This window comes from Variovorax sp. 01T432 (assembly GCF_056398605.1).
In genome coordinates, this window is sequence record NZ_JBFTPS010000067.1 from 1 (window position 1) to 23,853 (window position 23,853).

A 23,853-nucleotide genomic window follows, 5' to 3' on the forward strand; every position below is an offset into this window, starting at 1 on the left:
CCCGGGGCATGAAACCGGGGCCACAGTCAAATTCGGCGTTCGATGGCATGAGTTTCTTAGTAGTTCGCCATCAGGCAGGCCTGACCCCGGGGCATGAAACCGGGGTCACAGTCAAATTCGGCGTTCGATGGCATGAGTTTCTTAGTAGGCCTGGCCGAGCTGCTCCAGGATCGCGGGGTTCTCCAGCGTCGAGGTGTCCTGCGTGATGGCCTCGCCCTTGGCAATGCTTCGCAGCAGGCGCCGCATGATCTTGCCGCTGCGCGTCTTCGGCAGGTTTTCGCCGAAGCGGATGTCCTTGGGCTTGGCGATGGGGCCGATCTCCTTGGCCACCCAGTTGCGCAGCTCGGTGGCGATCCGCTTGGCCTCGTCGCCGCTCGGGCGGCCCTGCTTGAGCACGACGAAGGCGCAAACCGCCTCGCCGGTCAGGTCGTCCGGGCGGCCGACCACCGCCGCCTCCGCCACCAGGTCGGTCTTGGACACCAGCGCGGATTCGATCTCCATCGTGCCGAGCCGATGGCCCGACACGTTGAGCACGTCGTCGATGCGGCCCGTGATGCGGAAGTAGGCCCGGTCGGCGCTGCGCACGGCGCCATCGCCGGCCAAGTAGATCGAGCCGCCCATCTCTTCCGGGAAGTAGCTCTTCTTGAAGCGCTCGGGGTCGTTCCAGATGGTGCGGATCATCGAGGGCCAGGGGCGCTTGATGACCAGCATGCCGCCCGCGCCGTTGGGGATGTCCTTGCCGGTCTCGTCGACGATCGCCGCCATGATGCCCGGCAGCGGCAAGGTGCACGAACCCGGCACCAGCGGCGTCGCGCCCGGCAGCGGCGTGATGACGTGGCCGCCCGTCTCGGTCTGCCAGAAGGTGTCGACGATCGGGCACTTCTCCAGGCCGATATTGCGGTAGTACCACATCCAGGCTTCGGGATTGATCGGCTCGCCCACGGTGCCGAGGATGCGCAGGGACGACAGGTTCCAGTTCCTCGGGTGTACCTTCTCGTCGCTGTCGGCGGCCTTGATGAGCGAGCGGATCGCCGTGGGCGCGGTGTAGAAGATCGAGACCTTGTGCTTCTCGATCATCTGCCAGAAGCGGCCGGCGTGCGGGAAGGTGGGAACGCCTTCGAACACCACCTGCGTGGCCCCCGCCGCCAGCGGACCGTAGGCCACGTAGGTGTGGCCGGTGATCCAGCCGATGTCGGCGGTGCACCAGAACACGTCCTCGGGGCGGATGTCGAAAGTCCAGTCCATCGTGAGCTTGGCCCACAGCAGATAGCCGCCGGTCGAATGCTGCACGCCTTTGGGCTTGCCGGTCGAGCCGGAGGTATAGAGGATGAAGAGCGGATGCTCGGCGCCGACCGGCACGGGCGCGCACTCGGTGCTCTGGCCCTTCAGCGCCTCGTCGAAGGTCTTGTCGCGGCCGGCCACCATGTTGCAGGCGGTCGCGGTGCGCTGGTAGACCAGCACCGTCCTGATCGATTCGCAGCCACCCAGGGCGATGCCGTCGTCGACGATGGCCTTGAGCGGCAGTTCCTTGCCGCCGCGCATCTGGAAGTTGGAGGTGATGACGGCCACGGCCCCGGCGTCGATGATGCGTTCCTGCAGCGCCTTGGCCGAGAAGCCGCCGAAGACCACGCTGTGTGTCGCGCCGATGCGCGCGCAGGCCTGCATCGCGATCACGCCTTCGATGGTCATCGGCATGTAGATGATGACGCGGTCGCCCTTCTGGATGCCTTGCGCCTTCAGCGCGTTGGCGAACTGCGAGACGCGTGCGAGGAGGTCCTTGTAGGTCACCTCGGTGACCGCGCCGTCGTCGGCTTCGAAGACGATCGCCGTCTTGTTCTCGACCGGCGTGCCAATGTGCTTGTCCAGGCAGTTGGCCGAGGCATTGAGTTCGCCGTCGTCGAACCAGCGGTAGAAGGGCACGTTGGATTCATCGAGCGTGCGCGTGAAGGGCTTGGTCCAGACCACGTTGGCGCGCGCCTGGCGGGCCCAGAATCCCTCGAAGTCGTCGGCGGCCTCCTTGCAGAGCGCGTCGTAGGCGGCCATGCCCGAGATGCGGGCGCCCGTCGTGGCGCGCGCATCCGGCGGAAACACGCGGTTTTCAACCAGGACGGATTGGATCGTGGAAGGGCTGCTCATTTCTTCGTCTCCTTGGCCAAGGCTATTACGGGCGCTAATGTCGAGGTCCGCACTTACGGACATCTGACGGGAGATGTTAACGATTGGGGTCATTGCATGGAGCCCGCCTCGGCCGCCCTAGAATCCCGCGGTTTCGAGTGCTCCCCGTCCAACTGCCCGTATCGATGTCATCGCCCACCCCTCTCCTCTCCGAAGCCGGCAAGGTCTCGCCCCTGCGTCCGCTGCCCAACCTGATCTTTGCCAGCCGCTGGCTGCAACTGCCGCTGTACCTCGGGCTGATCGTGGCGCAGGGCGTGTACGTGATGCACTTCCTGGTCGAGCTCTACCATCCGGTCGAGGCGGCCTTCGGGAGCAAGGATGCGCTGCAGTCGCTGATCACCAGCATCGGCTACAAGACCACTTCGCCGATCACGACGCTGAACGAGACCGTGATCATGCTGGTGGTGCTGGCGCTGATCGATGTGGTCATGATTTCCAACCTGCTGATCATGGTGATCGTCGGCGGCTACGAGACCTTCGTGAGCCGCATGAACCTCGAAGGCCATCGCGACCAGCCCGAGTGGCTCAGCCACGTGAATGCGTCGGTGCTGAAGGTCAAGCTGGCCACGGCGATCATCGGGATCAGCTCGATCCACCTGCTGAAGACCTTCATCAACGCGGACAACTACACCGACCGGGTGCTGATCGCGCAGACGGCGATCCATATCACCTTCCTGCTGTCGGCCATGGCGATCGCCTTCACCGACAAGCTGATGGCCAGACCCCCCGCCGACCATTGATGAGCCCCATCGTCGGATAGGCAAGCGACACGAAGTGCGCAAAGCCGGGAGGGGAAACCCAGAAACACCGCGGAACCGGCTCCGCCGGGCCGCCGGTGTTGCCCCCGGCAGGGGGTAGGCGAAGCGACACGAAGTGCGCGCAGCCCGGGGGCGAGCAATTACCCCCCCGTCATGTTCTCGGGGATCACCCACGCATCGAACTGCTCGGCCGTCAGATGACCCGAAGCAATCGCCGCATCCCGCAGGCTGCTGCCCTCCTTGTGCGCCTTCTTGGCGATGTAGGCCGCCTTGTCATAGCCGATGTGCGTGTTGAGCGCGGTCACCAGCATCAGCGAACGCTGGACCAGCTCGGTGATGCGTTCACGGTTGGGCTCGATGCCGACCGCGCAGTGGTCGTTGAAGCTCACCATCCCGTCGGCCAGCAGCCGCACGCTCTGCAGGAAGTTGTGTGCCACCATCGGACGGAACACGTTCAGCTCGAAATTGCCCGAGGCGCCGCCGAAGTTGATGGCGACGTCATTGCCGAAGACCTGCGCGGCCAGCATCGTGACCGCCTCGCTTTGCGTCGGGTTGACCTTGCCGGGCATGATCGACGAGCCGGGCTCGTTCTCGGGGATGCTGAGCTCGCCGATGCCGCTGCGCGGGCCGCTCGCGAGCCAGCGCACATCGTTCGCGATCTTCATCATGCTGGCGGCCAGGGTCTTCAAGGCGCCATGCGCATGCACCAGGCCGTCGACCGAGGCCATGGCCTCGAACTTGTTGGGCGCGGTCACGAAGGGCAGGCCGGTGAGCCTGGCCAGTTCTGCCGCCACCTGCTCGGCATAGCCCTTCGGCGCGTTGAGGCCGGTGCCCACCGCTGTGCCCCCCAGCGCCAGCTCGCACAGGTGCGGCAAGGCGGCGCGCACATGGGCCTCGCCGTGGGCGAGCTGTGCCACGTAGCCCGAGAACTCCTGGCCGAGCGTGAGCGGCGTCGCGTCCTGAAGGTGGGTGCGCCCGATCTTCACGATGTCGGCGAAGTCCCTGGACTTCTTCTGCAGCGTGGTGCGCAGCTTGGCGATGGCCGGCAGCAGCTTGTGCGTGATGGCATCGACGGCGGCCACATGCATGGCGGTCGGGAACACGTCGTTCGACGACTGGCTGCGGTTCACGTCGTCATTGGGGTGCACGAGCCGTCCCTCCCCGCGTTCCCCGCCCAGGAGTTCGCTGGCGCGGTTGGCGAGGACCTCGTTGACGTTCATGTTGGTCTGCGTGCCCGATCCGGTCTGCCACACGACCAGCGGGAACTCGCCGGGATGCCGGCCGGCAATCACCTCGTCCGCCGCGGCGACGATGGCCTTCGTCTTCTTCTCGTCCTGCAGTCCCAGCGCGTGGTTCACCACCGCGGATGCGCGCTTGACCTGCGCCAGCGCCTTGATGATCTCGCGCGGCTGCTGCTCGCCGGAGATGTCGAAGTTCTGCAAGGAACGCTGCGTCTGCGCGCCCCAGAGCTTGTCGGCGGGCACGTCGATGGGGCCGAAAGTATCGCGTTCGCTTCGGGTCTTGGAGGATGTCATGATGAAAAATGCTCCGCTGTCAAAATGGAGGGCGCGCGGCGCGCACCGGGCAGCCGCCCAGTATCGTCGCAATCAAGAATGGCTCGCATCGAGCGGGTGCTTTTCCCTCCCACGGACCTTGCAATGACCACCATCCAACAAGCCGACCTGATCGAGTCGGTCGCAGCCGCGCTGCAGTACATCAGCTACTACCATCCGGCCGACTACATCGCCCACCTGGCCAAGGCCTACGAGCGCGAGCAGAGCCCCGCTGCCAAGGACGCGATGGCGCAGATCCTCACCAACAGCAAGATGAGCGCCACCGGCCACCGCCCCATCTGCCAGGACACCGGCATCGTCAACGTCTTCCTCAAGGTCGGCATGGACGTGCGCTGGGGCGGCTTCACCGGCAGCCTGGACGACGCCATCAACGAAGGCGTGCGCCAGGGCTACAACCACCCCGACAACATGCTGCGCGCCTCGGTCGTTGCCGACCCGCAGTTCGATCGCAAGAACACCAAGGACAACACCCCCGCCGTCATCTTCACCGAGATCGTGCCGGGCAACACCGTCGAAGTGACCGTCGCGGCCAAGGGCGGCGGCAGCGAGAACAAGAGCAAGCTGGCCATGCTCAATCCCGGCGACAGCGTGGTCGACTGGGTCCTCAAGACCGTGCCCACCATGGGCGCGGGCTGGTGCCCGCCGGGCATGCTGGGCATCGGCATCGGCGGCACCGCCGAGAAGGCGGCGCTGATGGCCAAGGAAAGCCTGATGGACGACCTCGACATGCACGAGCTGCAGGCCAGGAAGCGCTCGGGCGCGGAGCTGACGAAGGTCGAGGCGCTGCGCATCGAACTCTACGAGAAGGTCAATGCCCTCGGCATCGGCGCGCAAGGTCTTGGAGGCCTCGCCACGGTGCTGGACGTCAAGATCCGGATGTACCCCACGCATGCGGCGAGCAAGCCGGTGGCGATGATCCCGAACTGCGCGGCGACGCGCCATGCGCATTTCGTGCTCGACGGCTCCGGCCCCGTCTACCTCGAAGCACCTTCGCTGGACCTCTGGCCCAAGATCGAATGGGCGCCCGATTACAACAAGAGCAAGCGCGTGGACCTGGACAAGCTCACGCCGGCGGAAGTCGCCAGCTGGAAACCGGGCGACACCCTGCTGCTCAACGGCAAGATGCTCACGGGCCGGGACGCGGCGCACAAGCGCATCGCCGACATGCTGGCCAAGGGCGAGAAGCTGCCGGTGGACTTCAGCAACCGCGTCATCTACTACGTCGGCCCGGTGGACCCGGTCAAGGGCGAGGCCGTGGGGCCGGCCGGCCCGACCACGGCCACGCGGATGGACGGATTCACCGAGATGATGCTGGCCCAGACCGGCCTGATCGCGATGATCGGCAAGGCCGAGCGCGGGCCGGTGGCGATCGAGGCCATCAAGAAGCACAAGAGCGCCTATCTCATGGCCGTGGGCGGCGCGGCCTACCTGGTGAGCAAGGCGATCAAGACGGCCAAGGTGGTGGGCTTCGCCGACCTGGGCATGGAAGCCATCTACGAATTCGACGTGGTCGACATGCCGGTGACGGTGGCCGTGGATGCCGGCGGCACCAGCGCCCACATCACCGGGCCGGCCGAATGGCAGAAGCGCATCGCCAGCGGCGAGTTCAAGACCATCATGATGGAAGCAGCCTGAGCCTGGCTCCCATCGGTCAACGCATGAACCCGAATCGACCGATCGGCGTGTTCGACAGCGGCGTCGGGGGCCTGAGCGTCCTCAACGCCCTGCGCGACGAGTTGCCGCACGAGCGCTTCGTCTATTTCGCCGACACGGGCCATGCGCCCTATGGCGAGCGCGACGATGCCTATGTGGCCGAGCGCAGCAGCGTGGTCGCGCGCTACCTGCTGGATCGGCATCAGATCAAGGCCATGGTCGTGGCCTGCAACACGGCGACGGCAGCGGCCATCCATCAGCTGCGCGCCGACTACCCTTCCCTGCCGCTGGTCGGCGTCGAACCGGCGCTCAAGCCGGCCGTGGCGCTGAGCCAGAGCCGGCATATTGCGGTTCTCGCGACGCGCGTGACGCTGGAGAGCCGGAAGTTCGAGGCGCTGCGGATGTCGCTGGCCGACCAGGCCACGTTCAGCCTCGTGCCCTGCGACGGCCTCGCGGGCGCCATCGAGCGGTCCGACGGCGCGCAAATCAGCGCGCTGTGCGAACGGTACGTCGCGGCCGCAGGTGTCTTCGGCACCGGGCCCGGCGAGATCGACACGCTGGTGCTGGGCTGCACGCATTACCCCTTCATTGCCGATGAACTGCGCCGCCGCACCGGCCCCGCGGTGCGATTCATCGACACCGGCGCGCCGGTCGCGCAGCAGACGCGGCGATTGCTCGCCCAGGCGGGGCAGCTCGTCGAAGCAGGCGATGGCGATGTCACGCTGCTCGCCAGCGCCGCGCCCGAAGCCCTGGACGCCGCCGCCGCGCGCTGGCTCACCCGTCCGGCCGGCCAGGCGAGTCTCGCCCGGACCGGCACCGCCGCGGCCACGTGATGCCAAGGATGCGCTCCGGACTCCTGGCCGGCGTGGCCGCCCTCCTCGCCACTTTCTGCATCGCCGGCCATGCCGCCTGCGATACCGGCCTCGCGGAGCGCATGCACAAGAAGCTGCACCCCAAGCGCGAGCTCGACCACGAACGCGCCGTGTGCGAGCCGTGGCGCGGCTTGCCGGGCCGATTCATCGTGGTGCTGCCGCTGCCGCGCTCGGGTTCGGGTTCTGAGGGAGAACTCTCGGACTTCGATCTCGACGTGATGGTCGTGCAACAGGCGGACAACGGCAATACCGATCGTGCGACGATCGTCAGCCGGCTCTTCGAGGAATCGGCGCTGACCGAAGACGCCGTCCGCATCGCCGAGATCAAGGTCGATACCGCCCGCTACACGCTCGCTGCCGACGCGCGCGCCTTCGGCCTGCGGATCCTCCACCAGGGTTCCTCGCAGGCGAATCCCTATTCGAGCGAAACCCTGTCTCTCTACCTGCCGCGGGGCCCGAAGCTCGCCAAAGTCCTCGACCAGCTCGAGATGACGCGTGAGAACGGCGAATGGGATACCAACTGCGCGAGCCGCTTCGAGACCATTCGCGGCAGCCTCTCTCTCGGGCGCGGTACGAGCAACGGCCTGGCCGATCTTCAGCTGCGGCAGACGCGCTCCGAAAGCGTGTCCGTACAGCAGGGTGAAGATTGCGTGACGCAGGAGCGGCCTGCGAAGTTCGGATCGAAGACCTTGCGCTTCGACGGTGCGAGCTACCGGTCCTCGAAAGTCGCCAAGGGGGACTGAGGCCCCGGCCTCAAGCCAGGCCGGTGCCGGGTGTCACGGCGGCGCTAGGCATCGCGGCGCCCTCAGGCTCGCCACGGAGCGCGGCTTCGCGGCCACGCCGCATGTCGATCGGCAGCAGCAGCAACAGGCCGCCGATGAAGAACACCGAGGTGGAGAGGATGGCGATGCGGTGGTTGCCGCCCGTCATCCACGTGATGGCGCCGTAGCTCAACGGCCCGATGATGCTCGCCAGGCGCGTAGCGAAGGTCCAGAGCCCGAAGAACTCGGCGAGCTGACGCGGCGGGGCCAGAATCCCCGTCATGGCGCGGCCCGCCGATTGGCTCGAGCCCATGGCCAGTCCGGCGATCGTCGCGGCGCACCAGAAGCCGCTCTTCGTGGTGACCAGGGCCGCAATCACACAGACGGCGAGCCAGGCCACCAGCGTGGCCGAGAGCGAACGCCTGTGGCCGATCTTGTCCTGCAGGTAGCCGAAGCCGAAGGCGCCGAGCGCGGCGGCGATGTTGAGGACGAAGATCAGCGCCATGGTCTCGCTCGGGACGAATCCGATGACATCCTCGGCATAGACAGCCGCGAGCGTGATCGCCACGGCGACGCCACCCTGATAGGAGACGGTGCAGGCCAGGAGCCACATGAAGTCGCGGTACGCGCGTGCTTCGCGAAAGGTGTCGCACAGCTGTTGCCAGGCGCTCTGTTCGACGCCTGGCTCCTGCGGCAGCGCGCGTTCGGGCAGCAGGGCGAAGGTGGCGCAAGCCGCGACCCCATAGACCGCTGCCGTGATCAGCATCGTGACCGGAACGAAGTGGGCCGCCGGCAGGCCCCTGCCCTGCGCGAAGAGCACGTAGGCCAGGCACAGCCCCAGGGTCAGCATGCCGCCGAGGTAGCCGAAGCCCCACCCCCAGCCGCTGACCGTACCCATGCCTTCGACGGTGGCGAGCTCGGGCAGGAACGCGCCCGTGAGCGACTCCCCGTACGAATAGAAGGTGTTGGAGATGATGATCAGCATCATCGCCAGCGCCACCGCATAGGGGCCGCCGAGCCGCGGCGTGAGGGCGAGCGCCGCAGTGCCCACCACGCAGGCCGCAGTCACGATCGCCAGCACCCGTTTCTTTGCCGCATGGAGGTCGGCCCACGCGCCGATGGCCGGCATGGTCACCATCACGATGGCATAGGAGATGCTCAGCGCAACGGTCCACGCGAAGGTTGCCCAAGGCGCGCCCTTGGCAATGCCCCCCACGAAGTAGGCGGCGAACACCGCCGTGATGACCACAGTGGTGTAGCCCGAGTTGGCGAAGTCGTACATGGCCCAGCCAAACACTTCGCGCTTGCGCACGCCGGGGCGAAGAGCGGACTGGGAAAGCGATGCCAAGCGACGGCTCCTGAAGAAGAACGTCGTCGAGCATAGCGGAGCAGCCTGACGGCCCGCCGCCTGTGACGCGCGATCTAGTGCAGGTGACGCGGTCGGCGGCCCCCGCCGTGACCACCGCCGCCGGTGCCGCCGGTACCACCGCGCGGACGCTTGCCGATCTCCAGCGAGTTCACCAGTGCATCGAAGCGGTCCCCGAAGAGCTTGTCGATCTCGGCCACCACGCCACCGAGTTCGGCGCCGTCGAAGTGACGCTCCATCAGATTCACGACGTCCTCGACCAGCAGGTCGCGCTGCACCTGCATGATCGCCGCGGGATTCGGGCCGACGAAGAGCATGAGGAAATCGTCGCGCGACTCCTCATCGGGGTCGCCCTCTTCCTCGTCGAAATCGGTGTCGTAGAAGGTCACCTCGAGCGCCGCGCCTTGCTCGGAGAGTTCATTCAGCGCCATGCACATCTCGTCGAGTGCCTGGCGGAAATCCTCGTCGCCAGCGACGGTCCAGCAGATCTGGAGCATGTGCTCCTTCTGGTCGAACCGGATGCCCGGCTCTTCTTCATAGACGCTGGTGGCGCCATCGGCCAGCGACTTGGCGCCGGCATATTTCCAGAGCGGGCTGAGCGCTTCCTGGATCTGCTCGAAGCTCACGTCGGAACGCAGCGGCACATCGCCGTGCACATGGATCTCGAACGGAGCGTTATAGCGAGGCATGTCTTGCTCCCTTTAGTGTGGTGGTGCCCGGAACCGGGGTCGAACCGGTACGCCCCTTATGCAGGAAGCGGCGGATTTTAAGTCCGATGTGTCTACCAATTTCACCATCCGGGCGTCGGGTCGAATGCTGACGATACCCCAAACAAAAACAGCCCCGACAACATTGGTTGGCGGGGCTGTCTGATCAGTGCCACTGCGTCAGCGGAGATCGGTGGAGGCGCGACCCGGAGTCGAACCGGGCTAGACGGATTTGCAATCCGTTGCATAACCGCTTTGCTATCGCGCCACGCTTTATCTCGAAGTCGGTCATGAACTCGCGAAAAAAAGGGAAGCCACTGCTTCCCTTTTTCAAAACTGGAGCGGGAAAAGAGTCTCGAACTCTCGACCTCAACCTTGGCAAGGTTGCGCTCTACCAACTGAGCTATTCCCGCGTTTCGAGCCTCGAATTATATACCAGTAATTCGAGACTCAGCAAGCTCGGCACTCGACCATCGTCAATGCTTGACCGAGCCTTCGACCGGTTGCGGCGCACGTTGCTTGGCGAGCTCAGCAACGGCCGCGGCAGATGCTGCAACTTCTTCCTCCGACAGTGGCGTCGGCATCTTCTCGAGCGCGATCTCCAGCACCTTGTCGATCCACTTCACAGGCACGATCTCGAGACCGTTCTTCACGTTCTCGGGGATGTCCTGCAGATCCTTGGCGTTCTCTTCGGGGATCAGCACGGTCTTGATGCCACCGCGCAGGGCGGCCAACAGCTTTTCCTTGAGGCCGCCGATGGCAGTGACTTCGCCGCGCAGCGTGATCTCGCCCGTCATGGCGACGTCGCCGCGCACGGGGATGCCGGTGAGCGCCGACACGAAAGCCGTCGTCATCGCGGCGCCCGCGCTCGGGCCGTCCTTGGGCGTCGCGCCGTCAGGCACGTGGATGTGGATGTCCCGCTTCTCGAAGACCTCGTCCTTGATGCCAAGGCGAGCCGCGCGGCTGCGCACCACGGTCCGTGCCGCTTCGACCGATTCCTTCATCACATCGCCCAGCGAGCCGGTGCGGCTGATGACGCCCTTGCCGGGCATCGTGACGGCTTCGATCGTTAACAGGTCGCCGCCGACTTCCGTCCATGCAAGGCCGACCACCTGACCCACCTGGTTCTGCTTCTCGGCAAGACCGAAGCTGAACTTGCGCACGCCGAGGAATTCGTTGAGGTTCTCGCCCTTGACGATGACCTTGGGCTCCATCTTCTTGAGCAGCAGGCCCTTGACCACCTTGCGGCAGATCTTGGAGAGTTCGCGCTCGAGCGACCGCACGCCGGCTTCGCGCGTGTAGTAGCGCACGATGTCGCGCACCGCCTCTTCGGTGATCAGGAGTTCCTCTTCCTTCACGCCGTTGTTCTTCATCTGCTTGGGCAGCAGGTATTTCAGCGCGATGTGCGTCTTCTCGTCCTCCGTGTAGCCCGCGAGACGGATCACTTCCATCCGGTCGAGCAGCGCGGGCGGGATGTTCATCGAGTTCGAAGTGGCAACGAACATCACGTCGCTCAGGTCGAAGTCGACCTCGACATAGTGATCGCCGAAGGTGTGGTTCTGCTCAGGGTCGAGCACTTCCAGCAACGCGCTCGACGGATCGCCGCGGAAATCGGTGCCCAGCTTGTCGATCTCGTCGAGCAGGAACAGCGGATTGCGCGTGCCGATCTTGTTCAGGCTCTGCAGCACCTTGCCGGGCAGCGCGCCGATATAGGTACGGCGATGCCCGCGGATCTCCGCTTCGTCGCGCATGCCACCGAGCGCCATGCGGGTGTACTTGCGGCCGGTCGCCTTCGCGATCGACTGCCCGAGCGAGGTCTTGCCGACCCCCGGAGGGCCGACCAGGCAAAGGATCGGGGCCTTCACCTTGTCGACACGTTGCTGGACCGCGAGATATTCCAGGATGCGGTCCTTGACTTTCTCAAGCCCGTAGTGGTCCTCGTTGAGCACCGCCTCGGCGTTCGCGAGGTCGTGCTTGATCTTGGTCTTCTTGCTCCAGGGCAGACCAATCAGCACGTCGATGTAGTTGCGCACCACCGTCGCTTCTGCCGACATGGGCGACATCAGCTTGAGCTTCTTGAGTTCGCCCTCGGCCTTCTTGAGCGCTTCCTTGGGCATCTTGGCGAGCTTGATCTTCTTCTCGATCTCCTCGATGTCGGCGCCCTCTTCGCCTTCGCCCAATTCCTTCTGGATGGCCTTGACCTGCTCGTTGAGGTAGAAGTCGCGCTGGTTCTTCTCCATCTGGCGCTTCACGCGGCCACGGATCTTCTTGTCGACGTTGAGGATGTCGACCTCGCGCTCCAACTGGCCAAAGAGGTTCTCCAGCCGCGCCTTGATGTCGTCCAGGTCCAGAACAGCCTGCTTGTTGTCAAGCTTGAGCGGGAGGTGGGCGGCAATGGTGTCCGCCAGGCGGCCGGGATCGTCGATGCTCGAGATCGAAGTGAGGATCTCGGGCGGGATCTTCTTGTTGAGCTTCACATACTGGTCGAACTGCTGCATCACCGCACGGCGCAGCGCCTCGACCTCCGTGCCCTTGTGAGCGGCAGCCTCGGCGACCTCGACCGGCGTCACGTTGGCGGAAAAATGGGTTTCGCCGTCATCGATACGATTGACACGGGCGCGCTGCTGTCCTTCGACGAGCACCTTGACGGTACCGTCGGGCAGCTTCAGCATCTGCAGGATGGTCGAGATGCAACCGACCTCGAACATGTCCTCGACAGAGGGCTCGTCCTTGGCGGCGGCCTTCTGGGCCACGAGCATGATGCGGCGCTCCGCTTCCATCGCGAGTTCGAGCGCCTTGATGCTCTTCGGGCGACCCACGAACAGCGGAATCACCATGTGGGGGAACACGACCACATCGCGCAGCGGCAGCAGCGGCAGGTCGAGCTCGGTGGCAGGCAGGGGGGTATGACCGGACATGGAAATCCTTTACTTGATCACGGAAAGATGGTCGGCCGCGCGCACTTTTCAAGTCCGCGGGCACGGTATTCGACGAGAACGCCGGGCGCCCTTCTGGAAACGGCCGGCCGATCGTTCACTCAGGCCTTCTTGGCCGCCTCGCGGTACACGAGGAGCGGCGGCTTGTTCTCGTCGATCGTGGACTCTTCAACCACGACCTTGTCGACATTCGTCTTGTTCGGGAGTTCGAACATGGTGTCGATCAGCGACTGCTCCAGGATCGAGCGCAGGCCGCGCGCACCGGTCTTGCGGGCAAGCGCCTTGCGCGCAATGGCCTTGAGGGCCGCCGGCCGGATTTCCAGATCGACGCCTTCCATTTGCAATAGCTTCGTGAATTGCTTGACCACCGCGTTCTTCGGCTCGGTCAGGATCTGCACGAGCGCGTCCTCGCTGAGTTCGGCCAGGGACGCCACCACGGGCATCCGTCCGACCAGTTCGGGAATCAGGCCGAACTTGATCAGATCTTCGGGTTCGACTTCCCTGAACACCTCGGTGATGCTGCGCTGCTTCTTGCTCTTGACCGAGGCGCCGAAGCCGATACCCGAGGCTTCGGTGCGGTTTTCGATCACTTTTTCGAGGCCGGCGAAGGCACCGCCGCAGATGAACAGAATGTTGGTCGTGTCGATCTGCAGGAAATCCTGGTTCGGATGCTTGCGGCCGCCCTGCGGCGGCACGCTGGCCATCGTGCCTTCGATCAGCTTGAGCAGCGCCTGCTGTACGCCTTCGCCCGACACGTCGCGCGTGATCGAGGGGTTGTCGGACTTGCGGGAGATCTTGTCGATTTCGTCGATGTAGACAATCCCGCGCTGGGCACGCTCGACCTCGTAATTGCAGCTCTGCAACAGCTTCTGGATGATGTTTTCGACGTCCTCGCCGACATAGCCGGCCTCGGTCAGCGTGGTGGCGTCCGCCATGACGAAGGGGACATCCAGCATGCGCGCCAGGGTCTGCGCGAGCAAGGTCTTCCCGGAACCCGTCGGGCCGATCAGCAGGATGTTGCTCTTGCTGAGCTCCACATCGTCGCCCTTCGCCTTTTCCTTGTGGCGCAGGCGCTTGTAGTGGTTGTAGACCGCGACCGACAGCATCCGCTTGGCCGGCTCCTGGCCGATCACATAGTTGTCGAGGTTGGTCTTGATCTCGAGCGGCGTCGGGAGGTCGTTGCGCGCCTCGCGCGCCTCGTCGCCAGCGGGCAGTTCATCGCGAATGATCTCGTTGCAAAGATCGATGCACTCGTCGCAGATGAAGACCGAGGGTCCGGCGATCAGCTTCTTGACCTCGTGCTGACTCTTCCCGCAGAACGAGCAGTAAAGCGTTTTTTCGCTGGAGGAGCCTTTTTTCTCGGCCATGGGCAAGTGCCTCGTAACTGGGGTTTAACAATGATAGCGAAACAAAAACGGCGTTCTCCGTGTGGACAACGCCGTTGTTGCTCTGACGCCTCAGCGCCTGGAAGGCTTAACTGCGCTTCGAAATGACTTGATCGATCAGGCCGTAGTCCTTGGATTCGTCCGCCGTCAGGAAGTAGTCGCGCTCGGTGTCGCGGGCAATCTTCTCCAATGACTGGCCCGTGCGTTCGGCCAGGATTCGGTTCATCTGCTCGCGCGTCTTGAGAATGTCTCGGGCATGAATCTCGATGTCGGTGGCCTGGCCGCGGGCGCCGCCGAGCACCTGGTGGATCATGATCTTCGAGTTCGGCAGCGAAAAGCGCTTGCCCTTCTCGCCGGCAGCAAGCAGGAATGCGCCCATGCTGGCCGCGAAGCCGATGCACAGCGTCGACACGTCCGGCTTGATGAACTGCATGGTGTCGTAGATCGCCATGCCGGCGCTGACGCTGCCGCCGGGCGAGTTGATGTAGAAGGAGATGTCCTTGTCGGGGTTCTCGCTTTCCAGGAACAGAAGCTGCGCCACCACGAGATTGGCAGTCTGGTCGTTCACCTCGCCGACCAGGAAGATCACCCGCTCCTTGAGCAGGCGCGAATAGATGTCGTAGGACCGCTCACCGCGTCCTGACTGCTCGATGACCATCGGAATCATGCCGAGGCCCTGAATTTCCTGTGCGCTCATGTCTTGCTCTCCAGAGGGATTGGATACTGTACCCAGTCGAAATGGGGCTCGCACATCAAAGCACAAGCCCCCCCGGGGGTCCGCTGGCCTGCGATCAGCCCTGCTGTTGCGCCATCAGTTCGTCGAAGGACACCTGCTTGGCATTGATCTTGGCCTTGCTCAGCACGAATTCGGTCACATTGTTCTCGATGACAACGGCTTCGACTTCCGCCAGGCGGCGGTTGTCGCTGAAATACCAGCGCACCACATCGGCAGGCTTCTCGTAGCTGGCCGCGAGTTCGTCGATATGCGCCTTGATCTGCTCCGGCTTGGCCTGCAGGTTGTTGGCGCGAACGAGTTCGGCCACGACCAGCCCCAGGCGCACGCGGCGCTCGGCCTGCGGGCGGAAAACATCGTCGGGAATCGGGGCCTTGTCGGCGTCCTTGATGCCGCGCTGCTTGAGCTCGGCGCGAGCGCCCTCGACCATGCGGTCGACTTCGGACTGCACGCTCGAATTCGGCAGATCCAGTTCGGCGTTGGCGATCAGCGCGTCCATCACCGCGTTCTTGTTGCGGGCCAGCAGGCGGAACTTGACTTCGCGCTCGAGGTTCCTCTTGATGTCGGCGCGCAGGCCTTCGACCGTGGCGTCGGCGATGCCGAGTGACTTGGCCAGCTGTTCGTTGACTTCCGGCAGGTGCGAGGCCTCGATCTTCTTCACGGTGACCATGAAGTCGGCCTGCTTGCCGGCGACGTCCTTGCCGTGATAGTCGGCCGGAAACGAGAGCGGGAAGGTGCGGCTGTCGCCGGACTTCAGGCCGCGCACGGCGTCTTCGAATTCCTTGAGCATCTGGCCTTCGCCGACGATGAACTGGAAGTCCTCGGCCTTGCCGCCCTGGAAGGTCTCGCCTTCGATCTTGCCTTCGAAGTCGACCGTCACACGGTCGTTGTCCTGCACGGCCGCATCCTGCGCACGCTGGGCGAAGGTGCGGCGCTGCTTGCGCAGGATCTCGAGCGTCTTGTCGATCGCTTCCTCGCCGACTTCGGCGCTCAGCTTCTCGACTTCGGCATTGGCGAGATCATTGATCTTGACATCGGGGAACACCTCGAACACTGCGTCGAAGGCGAGTTCACCCTCGGGCGAGTTTTCCTTCTCGGTAATGCGCGGCTGGCCGGCCACGCGCAGCTTGGCTTCGTTGGCAGCCTGCGAGAAAGCCTCGCCGACCTTGTCGTTCATGACCTCGTAGTGCACCGAATAGCCATAGCGCTGGGCCACGACGTTCATCGGAACCTTGCCCGGACGAAAACCGTCCATCTTGACGGTGCGCGCCAGCTTCTTGAGGCGCGAATCGACCTCGGACTGGATGGTGCCGACCGGCAAGGTCAGCGTGATCTTGCGTTCGAGTTTCTCGAGGGTTTCAACGGTCACGGTCATTTGTGTCTTCCTTGTGAGGGGTCTGTGCTGGTGCGCGGGGCCGGACTCGAACCGGCACGTTCTTGCGAACGTCAGGACCTAAACCTGGTGCGTCTACCAATTTCGCCACCCGCGCGGTTCCAGTGTTTTCAGGTGAATACCAAAGGCGGCCACGGCTGCATTCGGTAGTTTGCGGCAGGCGATTCCGGGGAGGAAATCGACTGCCTGAAATCGGTCAACCGCGCATTTTAAACGCTAACCGGGATGCCTCTCGGCTCGGTCCCTGTCTCCCGTTTGACGCGAAACCAGGCGGCATACATCGCCGGCAACGCCAGCAGCGTAAGCACGGTTGCGACGATGAGCCCGCCCATGATTGCCACCGCCATCGGACCCCAGAAGACGCTGCGCGAGAGCGGGATCATCGCCAGCACGGCCGCAGCCGCGGTGAGCACGATCGGGCGCAGCCGCCGCACCGCCGATTCGACGATCGCGTCCCAGGCCGGCACGCCCGCCTCGCGGTCGCTCTCGATCTGGTCGATCAGGATGACGGCGTTGCGCTGGATCATCCCCATCAGGGCGATGACGCCCAGAAGCGCGACAAAGCCGAAGGGCCGGTTCAATACCAGCAGCGCGCCCGCCACGCCGACGATGCCGAGCGGGCCGGTGATGAAGACCAGCAGAGAGCGGCTGAAACTGTGCAGTTGCAGCATCAGCAAGGTAAACACCAGGAACAGCATGATCGGCACGCCGGTCACGATCGATGCCGAGCCCTTGCTGCTTTCCTCGACTGCCCCGGCCACTTCGATGCGGTAGGCGCCCTGCCCGTCGGCATGCCACCTGGCTTCGATCTGGCGCAGCTTCGGGAGCAACTGGTCCGTGACCGTCGCACCTTGCAAACCCTCGACGATGTCGCCCTGCACCGTGATCGCGTAGTCGCGGTTCTGGCGCCACATCACGCCCGGCTCCCAGGTGAAGACCGGCTTGGCGATTTGCGCCAGCGGGATCGACTGACCCGAACTGGTGGGCAGATAGGCATTGCCGATGTCCGAAATGGCCTCGCGTTCGTCCGGTGACTGGCGCAGCACGATGTCGATCAGCAGGTCGTTCTCGCGGTACTGCCCCACGGTCGTGCCGCTGAACATGGTGCGCGAGGCCTGGGCGATCGCCTGGCTGGTCACGCCGAGCGCGCGAGCCTTGGCCTGGTCGACGTCCAGCCGGATCACCTTGACGGACTCGTTCCAGTTGTCATTGACACCGCGCATGTTGGGGTTCTCACGCATCACGGCCTTCACCTGGTCGGCATACACCCGCAATTGCGCGGGGTCCGTGCCGATCACACGGAACTGCACGGGGTACGCCACTGGCGGGCCGTTGGGCAGCAGTTTGACGCGGCCGCGCGCCTCGGGAAACTCCTCGGCCAGCACCCTGGGCAGCTGGATACGAAGCGACTCCCTGAATTTCAGGTCCTTGGCCAGGACGATCATCTGCGACACATTGGTCTGCGGGAATACCTGGTCAAGGGGCAGGTAGAAGCGAGGGACGCCCGAGCCGATCCAGCTGCTGACCGTGGCAACGCCCTCTTCCTTCAGGAGCCGCGCCTCGACCCGCTTGGACACCTCTTCGTTGGCAGCGAAAGACGTGCCTTCCGGAAACCACAGTTCCACCAGAACCTCGGGCCGGCTCGAATCCGGAAAGAACTGCTGCTGCACCTTGCCCATGCCGACAATGCCCAGCCCGAACATCAGCACCGTGGCGCCGATGGTGAGCCAGCGGTGCTCCACGCACCAGTTCACCATGCGGCGGAAGGTGTTGTAGAACGGCGTGTCGAAGAGTTCGTGCGGCGGGGCATCGGGGTCGTGCGGCTTCACCTTGAGCAGCAAGGTGCCGAGGTAAGGCACGAAATACACCGAGACGAACCAGCTCAGCACGAGCGCGATCACCGTCACCGCGAAGATCGCGAAGGTGTATTCGCCCGTGACCGACTTCGCAAGCCCGATCGGCAAGAAACCCGCCGCCGTGATCAGCGTGCCCGTGAGCATCGGCTTGGCCGTCACGTCGTAGGCGAAGGTGGCGGCGCGGACCTTGTCGTAGCCCTCCTCCATCTTCCGCACCATCATCTCGACCGCGATGATCGCGTCGTCCACCAGCAAGCCCAGGGCGATGATCAGCGAGCCGAGCGAGATCTTGTGCAAGCCGATGCCGAAATAGTTCATCGCCAGGAAGGTCACCGCGAGCACCAGCGGAATGGTGATCGCCACCACGAGCCCCGGCCGGATGTCGACATACCAGCCGAAGCGCCCGCCCTTGTGCAGCCCCAGCGCGATGAAGCTCACCGCCAGCACGATCGCCACGGCTTCGATCAGCACGTGCACGAACTCGTTGACCGACTTGGCGACCGCGACCGGCTGATCCTGCACCTGTGCCAGCTTCACGCCGATCGGCAGCTGCTTGTCGATCTCGGCGGTGGCGACATGCAAGGCCTTCCCGAGCGCAATGATGTCTCCGCCCTTGGCCATCGATACGCCGAGCGCGATGACTTCCTTGCCCTGGTGACGAACCTTCACCGCCGGCGGATCGATGTAGCCGCGATGTATATCCGCGATATCGCCCAGGCGGAGCTGGTTGCCCGAGCTGCCGCGGATCGGCATTGCGCGAAGTTGATCCACGCTCGTGAACTGCCCGCCCACACGCACCTGCACCACGTCCTGCGGCGACTGGATGGTGCCCGCGCTCTCGACCGCATTCTGCGAACCGATCTGTGCCAGCACGGCGTTGAAGTCGAGCCCGAGCTGGGCCACACGCTTCTGCGAAACCTCGATGTAGACCTTCTCGTCCTGCACGCCGAACTGATCGACCTTGGCGACATCCTTCACGCGCAGGAGCCGCTGGCGCACATCATCAGCGAAGGTCTTGAGCTCGGCGTAGCTGAAGCCATCGCTTTCCAGTGCATAGATCACGCCGTACACGTCACCGAAGTCGTCGTTGAAGAACGGCCCCTGAACGCCGGCGGGCAGCGTGTTGCGCATGTCCGCGATCTTCTTGCGCACTGTGTACCAGACGTTTGGCACGTCGGCCGACCTGGAGGAATCCTTGATCTCGAAGACGATCTGCGATTCGCCCGGCTTGGAGTAGCTGCGGATCTTGTCGGCGTAAGGCGCTTCCTGCAGCGTGCGCTCGAGCTTGTCAGTCACCTGCTCGGCCACCTGCTGCGCGGTCGCGCCAGGCCAGTAGGTTCGAACCACCATCGCGCGGAAGGTGAAAGGTGGATCTTCATCCTGCCCCAGCTGAAAGTACGAGGCGAAGCCCAACACCATCAGCACCAGCATCAGATAACGCGTGAGGGCGGCGTGCTCGAGCGCCCATTTCGAAAGATTGAACCCGGCCTTGCCGGAAGCGGCTGTCTGCGACGTCATGACGGCGTCCTCAGCGCGTCGCCACAGGGGCAGGGGCGGGGGCATTCTCCGCCTCCGGCGCCGAAGCGACAGGCGCAGCCGCCTTGTCTTCCGTCTTTTCCCGATAGATCGAAACCTTCTGTCCCGGCGACAGCACATGAACGCCCGCGACCACCACCAGCATGCCCGGCGTGATGCCGCCCGCGATCACGGCCTCGTTGCCATCGGCGGTGGCCACTTGCACCGGCTGGGAGCGCACGGTCATGCTCGTCTTGTCCAGCACCCACACGGCACTGCCCTGCCCCTCCTGTCGCAAGGCGCTCGTGGGCAACTTCAACACCGCCGTACCGCTTCGCGACAGGGCCTGGGGCCGCGCATAAACGGTCGCGCCCAGCGCGGGTGCCGTCGCGGCGTCGATCGCAACCTTGACGCTGTAGGTCCGCGTGACCGCATCGGCGCTGGCAGCGACTTCGCGAACCTTGCCTTCCATCTCCGCGCCGCCTGCCCAGCCGCGCACGGTCACCGGCGAACCCGGCTTGATCTGTGCGGCCCGGTCTTCCGGCACCGCGAACACCACGTCGCGCGCGCCGTCCTGCGCAATGCGCACGACGGGGGTACCGGCCGAAACCACCTGTCCCGGCTCCGCCTCGATGGCCGTGACAATCCCAGGCACGTCGGCCACCAGCGTCGTGTAGTTGGCCTGGTTGCCCTGGGAGGACAGTTGCGCCTGCGCCTGTTCGAGTTGCGCCTGCGCGGCCTTCCACGTGGTCTCGCGCTTTTCCAGTTCGGCGGCACTGATGAAGTTCTGCTCGCGCAGCCCACGGTAGCGATGGAGATCGGCCACGGCCAAGTCACGGTTCGTCAATGCGGCTGCGTGCTGCGCCCGCGCGGCATCGGCGGCGAGCCGATAGTCCTGCGGGTCGAGTTGCGCGAGCACCTGGCCGGCCTGAACATGCTGGCCGAGTTCGGCCTGCCGACGCGTGATCTTGCCCGCCACCCGGAATCCCAGCCTGGACTCGACGCACGCGCGCACCTCCGCAGAGAACTCGGGTTCCGTGCCGTACGCGCTGGTTGCCACCGAAACCACCTTGACGGCGCGCACCGGCTCTTGCGCCGCCGGTGGACGCGAGCACCCGGCGAGCGCGAGCATGGCCAGCGCCAGCCAGGCACGACGAAGGGTCAGGGAGAGAAGCGACACGGTCATGGATACCCTTGAATAAGCAGACGGGGTCATTAATGACCAGCCGGTTAGTAATCTAGGGTAAACGCCAATCGCTGTCAATCACGCTGCGGGTTTTGGAGGGGGGCGACGCTAGGCTCGCTGGCCCATTTCAACCAGCCGATTGCCCGGCAATTCGAAATAGTCGGAAGCCCGTCCCGCATTGCGCTGAAGCCAGCTGAACAATGCACTGCGCACCGGATTCATGCCCGGCAGGTGCGCGCCCGCGATGGAGGCGCGCGAGACGAAGAACGAGGTCGTCATGGAGTCGCAGGCCAGGCCCTTCTGGTAAGCCAGGATGCGGATGAACTCCGGAACGTCGGGCCGCTCCATGAAGCCGTGGCGCGCCGTGACGACCCAGACGCCGAATCCCAGCGATTCGGCCTCGATCCGCTGACGCGCGTCGACACGCGGCGTGTCGCAAGCCAGCACCCTGAGGATGATGACCTGCTCGTGCAGCACCTGGTTGTGCTTGAGGTTGTGCAGCAGGGCATGCGGGACCGAATCGGCGTCGGCATTGAGGAACACGGCCGTACCCTTGACCCGGTGCGGGGGGTTGACCTGGAGTGACTCGATGAAGGGGACAAGTGGCAGGCGGTCCGCCGCCGCAACTTCCAGACCAATGCGCCGCCCCTTGGCCCAGGTGGTGAAGACCACCATCGTGACCGCCGCCACGGCGAGCGTGAGCCAGCCGCCGTCGGCGATCTTGAGACTGTTGGCCACCACGAAGGTCAGATCCACCGCGGCAAAAAGCAGCACGCCGACCAGGACCGCGACGCGGTTCCAACGCCAGAGGCGGAACGCGACCACGCCCGCCAGCAGGGTCGTGGTCACCATCGTGATCGAGACGGCGATGCCGTAGGCCGCCGACAAGGCACTCGAGCTGCGGAAGCCGAGCACCAGCAGCAGGACGCCGACCATCAGCAACCAGTTGATGATCGGCACATACACCTGACCGATGGCCTCGCCGGAAGTCTGCACGACACGCATGCGCGGCAGGTAGGCCATGCGCATCGCCTGCGTCGTGAGGGAAAAGGCGCCCGAGATCACTGCCTGCGATGCGATCACGGTGGCCATGGCCGCCAGCACCACCATTGGAACCACGGCCCAGGGCGGAAGGAGCCGGAAAAAGGGATTGTCGATCGCGGCCGGATTCGCCAGCACCAGCGCCCCCTGGCCGAAATAGTTGAGCACCAGGCCAGGCAAGGCGATCAGGAGCCAGGCCTGCCGAATGGGCCTGGCGCCGAAGTGCCCCATGTCGGCATAGAGTGCCTCGCCGCCAGTGAAGGCCAGGAACACCGCGCCAAGCACTGCCAGCGACTGCGCCCGGTGCACGACGAGAAACCCGACGGCGTGGCGTGGGTCCAGCGCCGCGAGCACCTGCGGCTGCGCCAGTACCTGCAGGAAACCGACGATGCCCATCACGATGAACCACAGCAGCATCACCGGCCCGAACACCTTGCCCATCACGCCTGTTCCCTTGCGCTGCACGGCGAAAAGCACGATAAGTATCGCGATCGTGATTGGAATCACGAAGGGCTGCAGCCCCGGCGCCTCGACCTCCAGCCCTTCGACGGCCGACAGGACCGAAATGGCGGGCGTGATGAGGCTGTCGCCGTAGAACATCGCCGCGCCCACCAGGCCCAGCAGGCCGATCGCCTTCCAAACCCACGGCCGTGTCGAAGACCCGGTCACCGCGTTGCGCGCGAGCGCCTGCAGCGCCAGGATGCCGCCCTCCCCGTCGTGATCGGCGCGCAGCACGAACACGACATACTTCAGCGTCACGACGAACATGAGGCCCCAGAAGATCAGGGACAGGAGCCCGAGCACCGCTTCCGGCGTGAGCACCACGCCATGTGCGGGATTCAGCGTTTCCTTGAAGGCATAGAGCGGCGAGGTTCCGATATCGCCGAAGACCACGCCCAGCGCAGCGATCATGAGGCCTGGGCCCCGATGGGCGTTCGCCTCTGCATGAGGGGCGTTCGGCTTCACGGAGAATGTATTCATAGGGTGGGTATGGCAGTGCGCGCGATGGTACTGTGCCGTGCCTGACAATCCGTCGCGTGCCACCAACGCTCCACTCTATCGCCGACGCCCCGGTCCCGACCCACTACGAGAACTTTCCGGTCGCTTCCTGGCTTTGCCCGCCGCGCCTGCGGCCGCCCATCGCCGCGATCTACGGCTTCGCGCGCACGGCCGACGACATTGCCGACGAAGGCGATGCGAGCGTGGCGCAGCGGCTCGATGCCCTGCATGCCTTCCGTGCCGAGCTCGCGGCGGCAGCGCAAGGCGCGGCGCCTTCGCCACGCTGGCCACACGTGTTCGGCCCGCTTGCGCGCGCCATCCGCGACTTCGCACTGCCAGAGCCGCTGCTGGCGGACCTGCTGTCGGCCTTCGTGCAGGACATCGAGAAGACCCGAGACAGGGCCGGCTATGCTGACCGCGCCGAGCTGCTCGACTATTGCCGTCGTTCGGCCAACCCGATCGGCCGCCTGCTGCTGCATCTCCACGGCGTTGACGACGCGCCTGCGCTTGCTCAGAGCGACGCCATCTGCAGCGCGTTGCAGCTCATCAACTTCTGGCAGGACCCGAGCGTGGACCTCCCGCGCGGCCGTTTCTATCTTCCGCGCGCGGACAGCGCTGCACTGGGCCTGGCGCCGGAGGATTTCCACTCCTTCGAGCCCTTGGCGCCCGCCTCGCCGCCGCCGGCCGCCATCGCCCTGATCCAGAGTGAAGTCGCCTGGGCGCGCGCACTGATGAACAAAGGCGCGCCGCTGGTGCATCGCCTGCCGGGCCGCGCCGGCTGGGAGCTGCGCTTCGTGGTGCAGGGAGGGCTGCGCATCCTGGACAAGATCGAGGCGCTGGGCTTCGATACCTTTGCGCGGCGCCCCGTGGTCGGCAAGGGCGATGCGCCGCTGCTGGCCTGGCGGGCGCTGCTGATGAGGAGACAATCGTCCGCATGAACAGG

16 protein-coding genes and 4 tRNA genes are annotated in these 23,853 nt (G+C 64.9%); 5 read left to right on the top strand and 15 right to left on the bottom strand.

Annotation, left to right across the window (positions count from 1 at the left end; translation table 11 throughout):
* Positions 1-141: 141 nt before the first annotated feature.
* The gene (gene acs / locus AC1DNF_RS31370) at positions 142-2,136 is read right to left on the bottom strand and encodes an acetate--CoA ligase (RefSeq protein ID WP_478152570.1); all 1,995 of its coding nucleotides are present in this window, start codon (positions 2,134-2,136) and stop codon (positions 142-144) included.
* 164 nt (positions 2,137-2,300) lie between these two features.
* Between acs and AC1DNF_RS31375 the strand changes: the two genes are divergently transcribed.
* Positions 2,301-2,915, top strand: coding sequence for a YqhA family protein (locus AC1DNF_RS31375; RefSeq protein WP_478152571.1), 615 nt, complete (start codon positions 2,301-2,303; stop codon positions 2,913-2,915).
* Positions 2,916-3,073: 158 nt separating this feature from the next.
* Here the strand turns inward: AC1DNF_RS31375 and fumC are convergent, their stop codons facing one another.
* Positions 3,074-4,468 carry a class II fumarate hydratase gene (gene fumC, locus AC1DNF_RS31380; protein ID WP_478152572.1) on the bottom strand — a complete coding sequence of 465 codons (1,395 nt, stop codon included), beginning with the start codon at positions 4,466-4,468 and terminating at the stop codon, positions 3,074-3,076.
* A 123-nt stretch (positions 4,469-4,591) separates the two neighbouring features.
* Here fumC and AC1DNF_RS31385 point away from each other — a divergent pair, with 123 nt between their 5' ends.
* Genes AC1DNF_RS31385 through AC1DNF_RS31395 form a run of 3 tightly spaced genes read left to right on the top strand, consistent with a single transcriptional unit; the run spans position 4,592 to position 7,775 of the window.
* Positions 4,592-6,142, top strand: coding sequence for a fumarate hydratase (locus AC1DNF_RS31385; protein ID WP_478152573.1), 1,551 nt, complete (start codon positions 4,592-4,594; stop codon positions 6,140-6,142).
* 23 nt (positions 6,143-6,165) lie between these two features.
* Positions 6,166-6,993: a glutamate racemase gene (gene murI, locus AC1DNF_RS31390; RefSeq protein ID WP_478152574.1), complete on the top strand. Its 828-nt coding sequence runs from the start codon at positions 6,166-6,168 to the stop codon at positions 6,991-6,993.
* Positions 6,994-7,001: 8 nt separating this feature from the next.
* Complete coding sequence (locus AC1DNF_RS31395) at positions 7,002-7,775, top strand: PA3715 family protein (protein WP_478152575.1); 774 nt, start codon at positions 7,002-7,004, stop codon at positions 7,773-7,775.
* Between the two features lie 10 nt (positions 7,776-7,785).
* Here the strand turns inward: AC1DNF_RS31395 and AC1DNF_RS31400 are convergent, their stop codons facing one another.
* The 13 genes from AC1DNF_RS31400 to AC1DNF_RS31460 form a co-directional block, all read right to left on the bottom strand.
* A complete protein-coding gene (locus AC1DNF_RS31400) occupies positions 7,786-9,141 on the bottom strand; it encodes an MFS transporter (protein ID WP_478152576.1) in 1,356 nt (451 codons plus the stop codon).
* A gap of 74 nt (positions 9,142-9,215) precedes the next feature.
* Entirely contained in the window at positions 9,216-9,848 is a 633-nt protein-coding gene (locus AC1DNF_RS31405) for a DUF6806 family protein (protein WP_478152577.1), read from the bottom strand.
* Between the two features lie 21 nt (positions 9,849-9,869).
* Positions 9,870-9,962 (bottom strand) — tRNA-Leu (locus AC1DNF_RS31410).
* Positions 9,963-10,060: 98 nt separating this feature from the next.
* A tRNA-Cys gene (locus tag AC1DNF_RS31415) sits at positions 10,061-10,134 on the bottom strand.
* Positions 10,135-10,203: 69 nt separating this feature from the next.
* Positions 10,204-10,279: transfer RNA gene (locus tag AC1DNF_RS31420), tRNA-Gly, on the bottom strand.
* A 63-nt stretch (positions 10,280-10,342) separates the two neighbouring features.
* Positions 10,343-12,784: an endopeptidase La gene (gene lon / locus AC1DNF_RS31425; RefSeq protein ID WP_478152578.1), complete on the bottom strand. Its 2,442-nt coding sequence runs from the start codon at positions 12,782-12,784 to the stop codon at positions 10,343-10,345.
* Positions 12,785-12,903: 119 nt separating this feature from the next.
* Positions 12,904-14,169 carry an ATP-dependent Clp protease ATP-binding subunit ClpX gene (gene clpX, locus AC1DNF_RS31430; protein WP_478152579.1) on the bottom strand — a complete coding sequence of 422 codons (1,266 nt, stop codon included), beginning with the start codon at positions 14,167-14,169 and terminating at the stop codon, positions 12,904-12,906.
* A gap of 106 nt (positions 14,170-14,275) precedes the next feature.
* Positions 14,276-14,884, bottom strand: a complete 609-nt coding sequence (clpP, locus tag AC1DNF_RS31435) for an ATP-dependent Clp endopeptidase proteolytic subunit ClpP (protein WP_478152580.1) — start codon at positions 14,882-14,884, stop codon at positions 14,276-14,278.
* 94 nt (positions 14,885-14,978) lie between these two features.
* Positions 14,979-16,295, bottom strand: a complete 1,317-nt coding sequence (gene tig / locus AC1DNF_RS31440) for a trigger factor (RefSeq protein WP_478152581.1) — start codon at positions 16,293-16,295, stop codon at positions 14,979-14,981.
* Positions 16,296-16,323: 28 nt separating this feature from the next.
* Positions 16,324-16,410, bottom strand: a tRNA-Leu gene (locus AC1DNF_RS31445).
* Positions 16,411-16,522: 112 nt separating this feature from the next.
* A complete protein-coding gene (locus AC1DNF_RS31450; RefSeq protein ID WP_478152582.1) occupies positions 16,523-19,687 on the bottom strand; it encodes an efflux RND transporter permease subunit in 3,165 nt (1,054 codons plus the stop codon).
* 10 nt (positions 19,688-19,697) lie between these two features.
* Positions 19,698-20,870 (bottom strand): efflux RND transporter periplasmic adaptor subunit, encoded by a 1,173-nt coding sequence (locus tag AC1DNF_RS31455; RefSeq protein WP_478152583.1) that lies wholly within the window; start codon positions 20,868-20,870, stop codon positions 19,698-19,700.
* Positions 20,871-20,978: 108 nt separating this feature from the next.
* A complete protein-coding gene (locus tag AC1DNF_RS31460; RefSeq protein WP_478152584.1) occupies positions 20,979-22,892 on the bottom strand; it encodes a potassium transporter Kup in 1,914 nt (637 codons plus the stop codon).
* 47 nt (positions 22,893-22,939) lie between these two features.
* Here AC1DNF_RS31460 and hpnC point away from each other — a divergent pair, with 47 nt between their 5' ends.
* The gene (gene hpnC, locus AC1DNF_RS31465; protein ID WP_478152591.1) at positions 22,940-23,848 is read left to right on the top strand and encodes a squalene synthase HpnC; all 909 of its coding nucleotides are present in this window, start codon (positions 22,940-22,942) and stop codon (positions 23,846-23,848) included.
* Positions 23,849-23,853: the final 5 nt, after the last annotated feature.

Coding starts and splice junctions, on each gene's coding strand:
- acs (WP_478152570.1), bottom strand. CDS start 2,136: ATGAGCAGCCCTTCCACGATCCAATCCGTCCTGGTTGAAAACCGCGTG.
- AC1DNF_RS31375 (WP_478152571.1), top strand. CDS start 2,301: ATGTCATCGCCCACCCCTCTCCTCTCCGAAGCCGGCAAGGTCTCGCCC.
- fumC (WP_478152572.1), bottom strand. CDS start 4,468: ATGACATCCTCCAAGACCCGAAGCGAACGCGATACTTTCGGCCCCATC.
- AC1DNF_RS31385 (WP_478152573.1), top strand. CDS start 4,592: ATGACCACCATCCAACAAGCCGACCTGATCGAGTCGGTCGCAGCCGCG.
- murI (WP_478152574.1), top strand. CDS start 6,166: ATGAACCCGAATCGACCGATCGGCGTGTTCGACAGCGGCGTCGGGGGC.
- AC1DNF_RS31395 (WP_478152575.1), top strand. CDS start 7,002: ATGCGCTCCGGACTCCTGGCCGGCGTGGCCGCCCTCCTCGCCACTTTC.
- AC1DNF_RS31405 (WP_478152577.1), bottom strand. CDS start 9,848: ATGCCTCGCTATAACGCTCCGTTCGAGATCCATGTGCACGGCGATGTG.
- lon (WP_478152578.1), bottom strand. CDS start 12,784: ATGTCCGGTCATACCCCCCTGCCTGCCACCGAGCTCGACCTGCCGCTG.
- clpX (WP_478152579.1), bottom strand. CDS start 14,169: ATGGCCGAGAAAAAAGGCTCCTCCAGCGAAAAAACGCTTTACTGCTCG.
- clpP (WP_478152580.1), bottom strand. CDS start 14,884: ATGAGCGCACAGGAAATTCAGGGCCTCGGCATGATTCCGATGGTCATC.
- tig (WP_478152581.1), bottom strand. CDS start 16,295: ATGACCGTGACCGTTGAAACCCTCGAGAAACTCGAACGCAAGATCACG.
- AC1DNF_RS31450 (WP_478152582.1), bottom strand. CDS start 19,687: ATGACGTCGCAGACAGCCGCTTCCGGCAAGGCCGGGTTCAATCTTTCG.
- AC1DNF_RS31455 (WP_478152583.1), bottom strand. CDS start 20,870: ATGACCGTGTCGCTTCTCTCCCTGACCCTTCGTCGTGCCTGGCTGGCG.
- AC1DNF_RS31460 (WP_478152584.1), bottom strand. CDS start 22,892: ATGAATACATTCTCCGTGAAGCCGAACGCCCCTCATGCAGAGGCGAAC.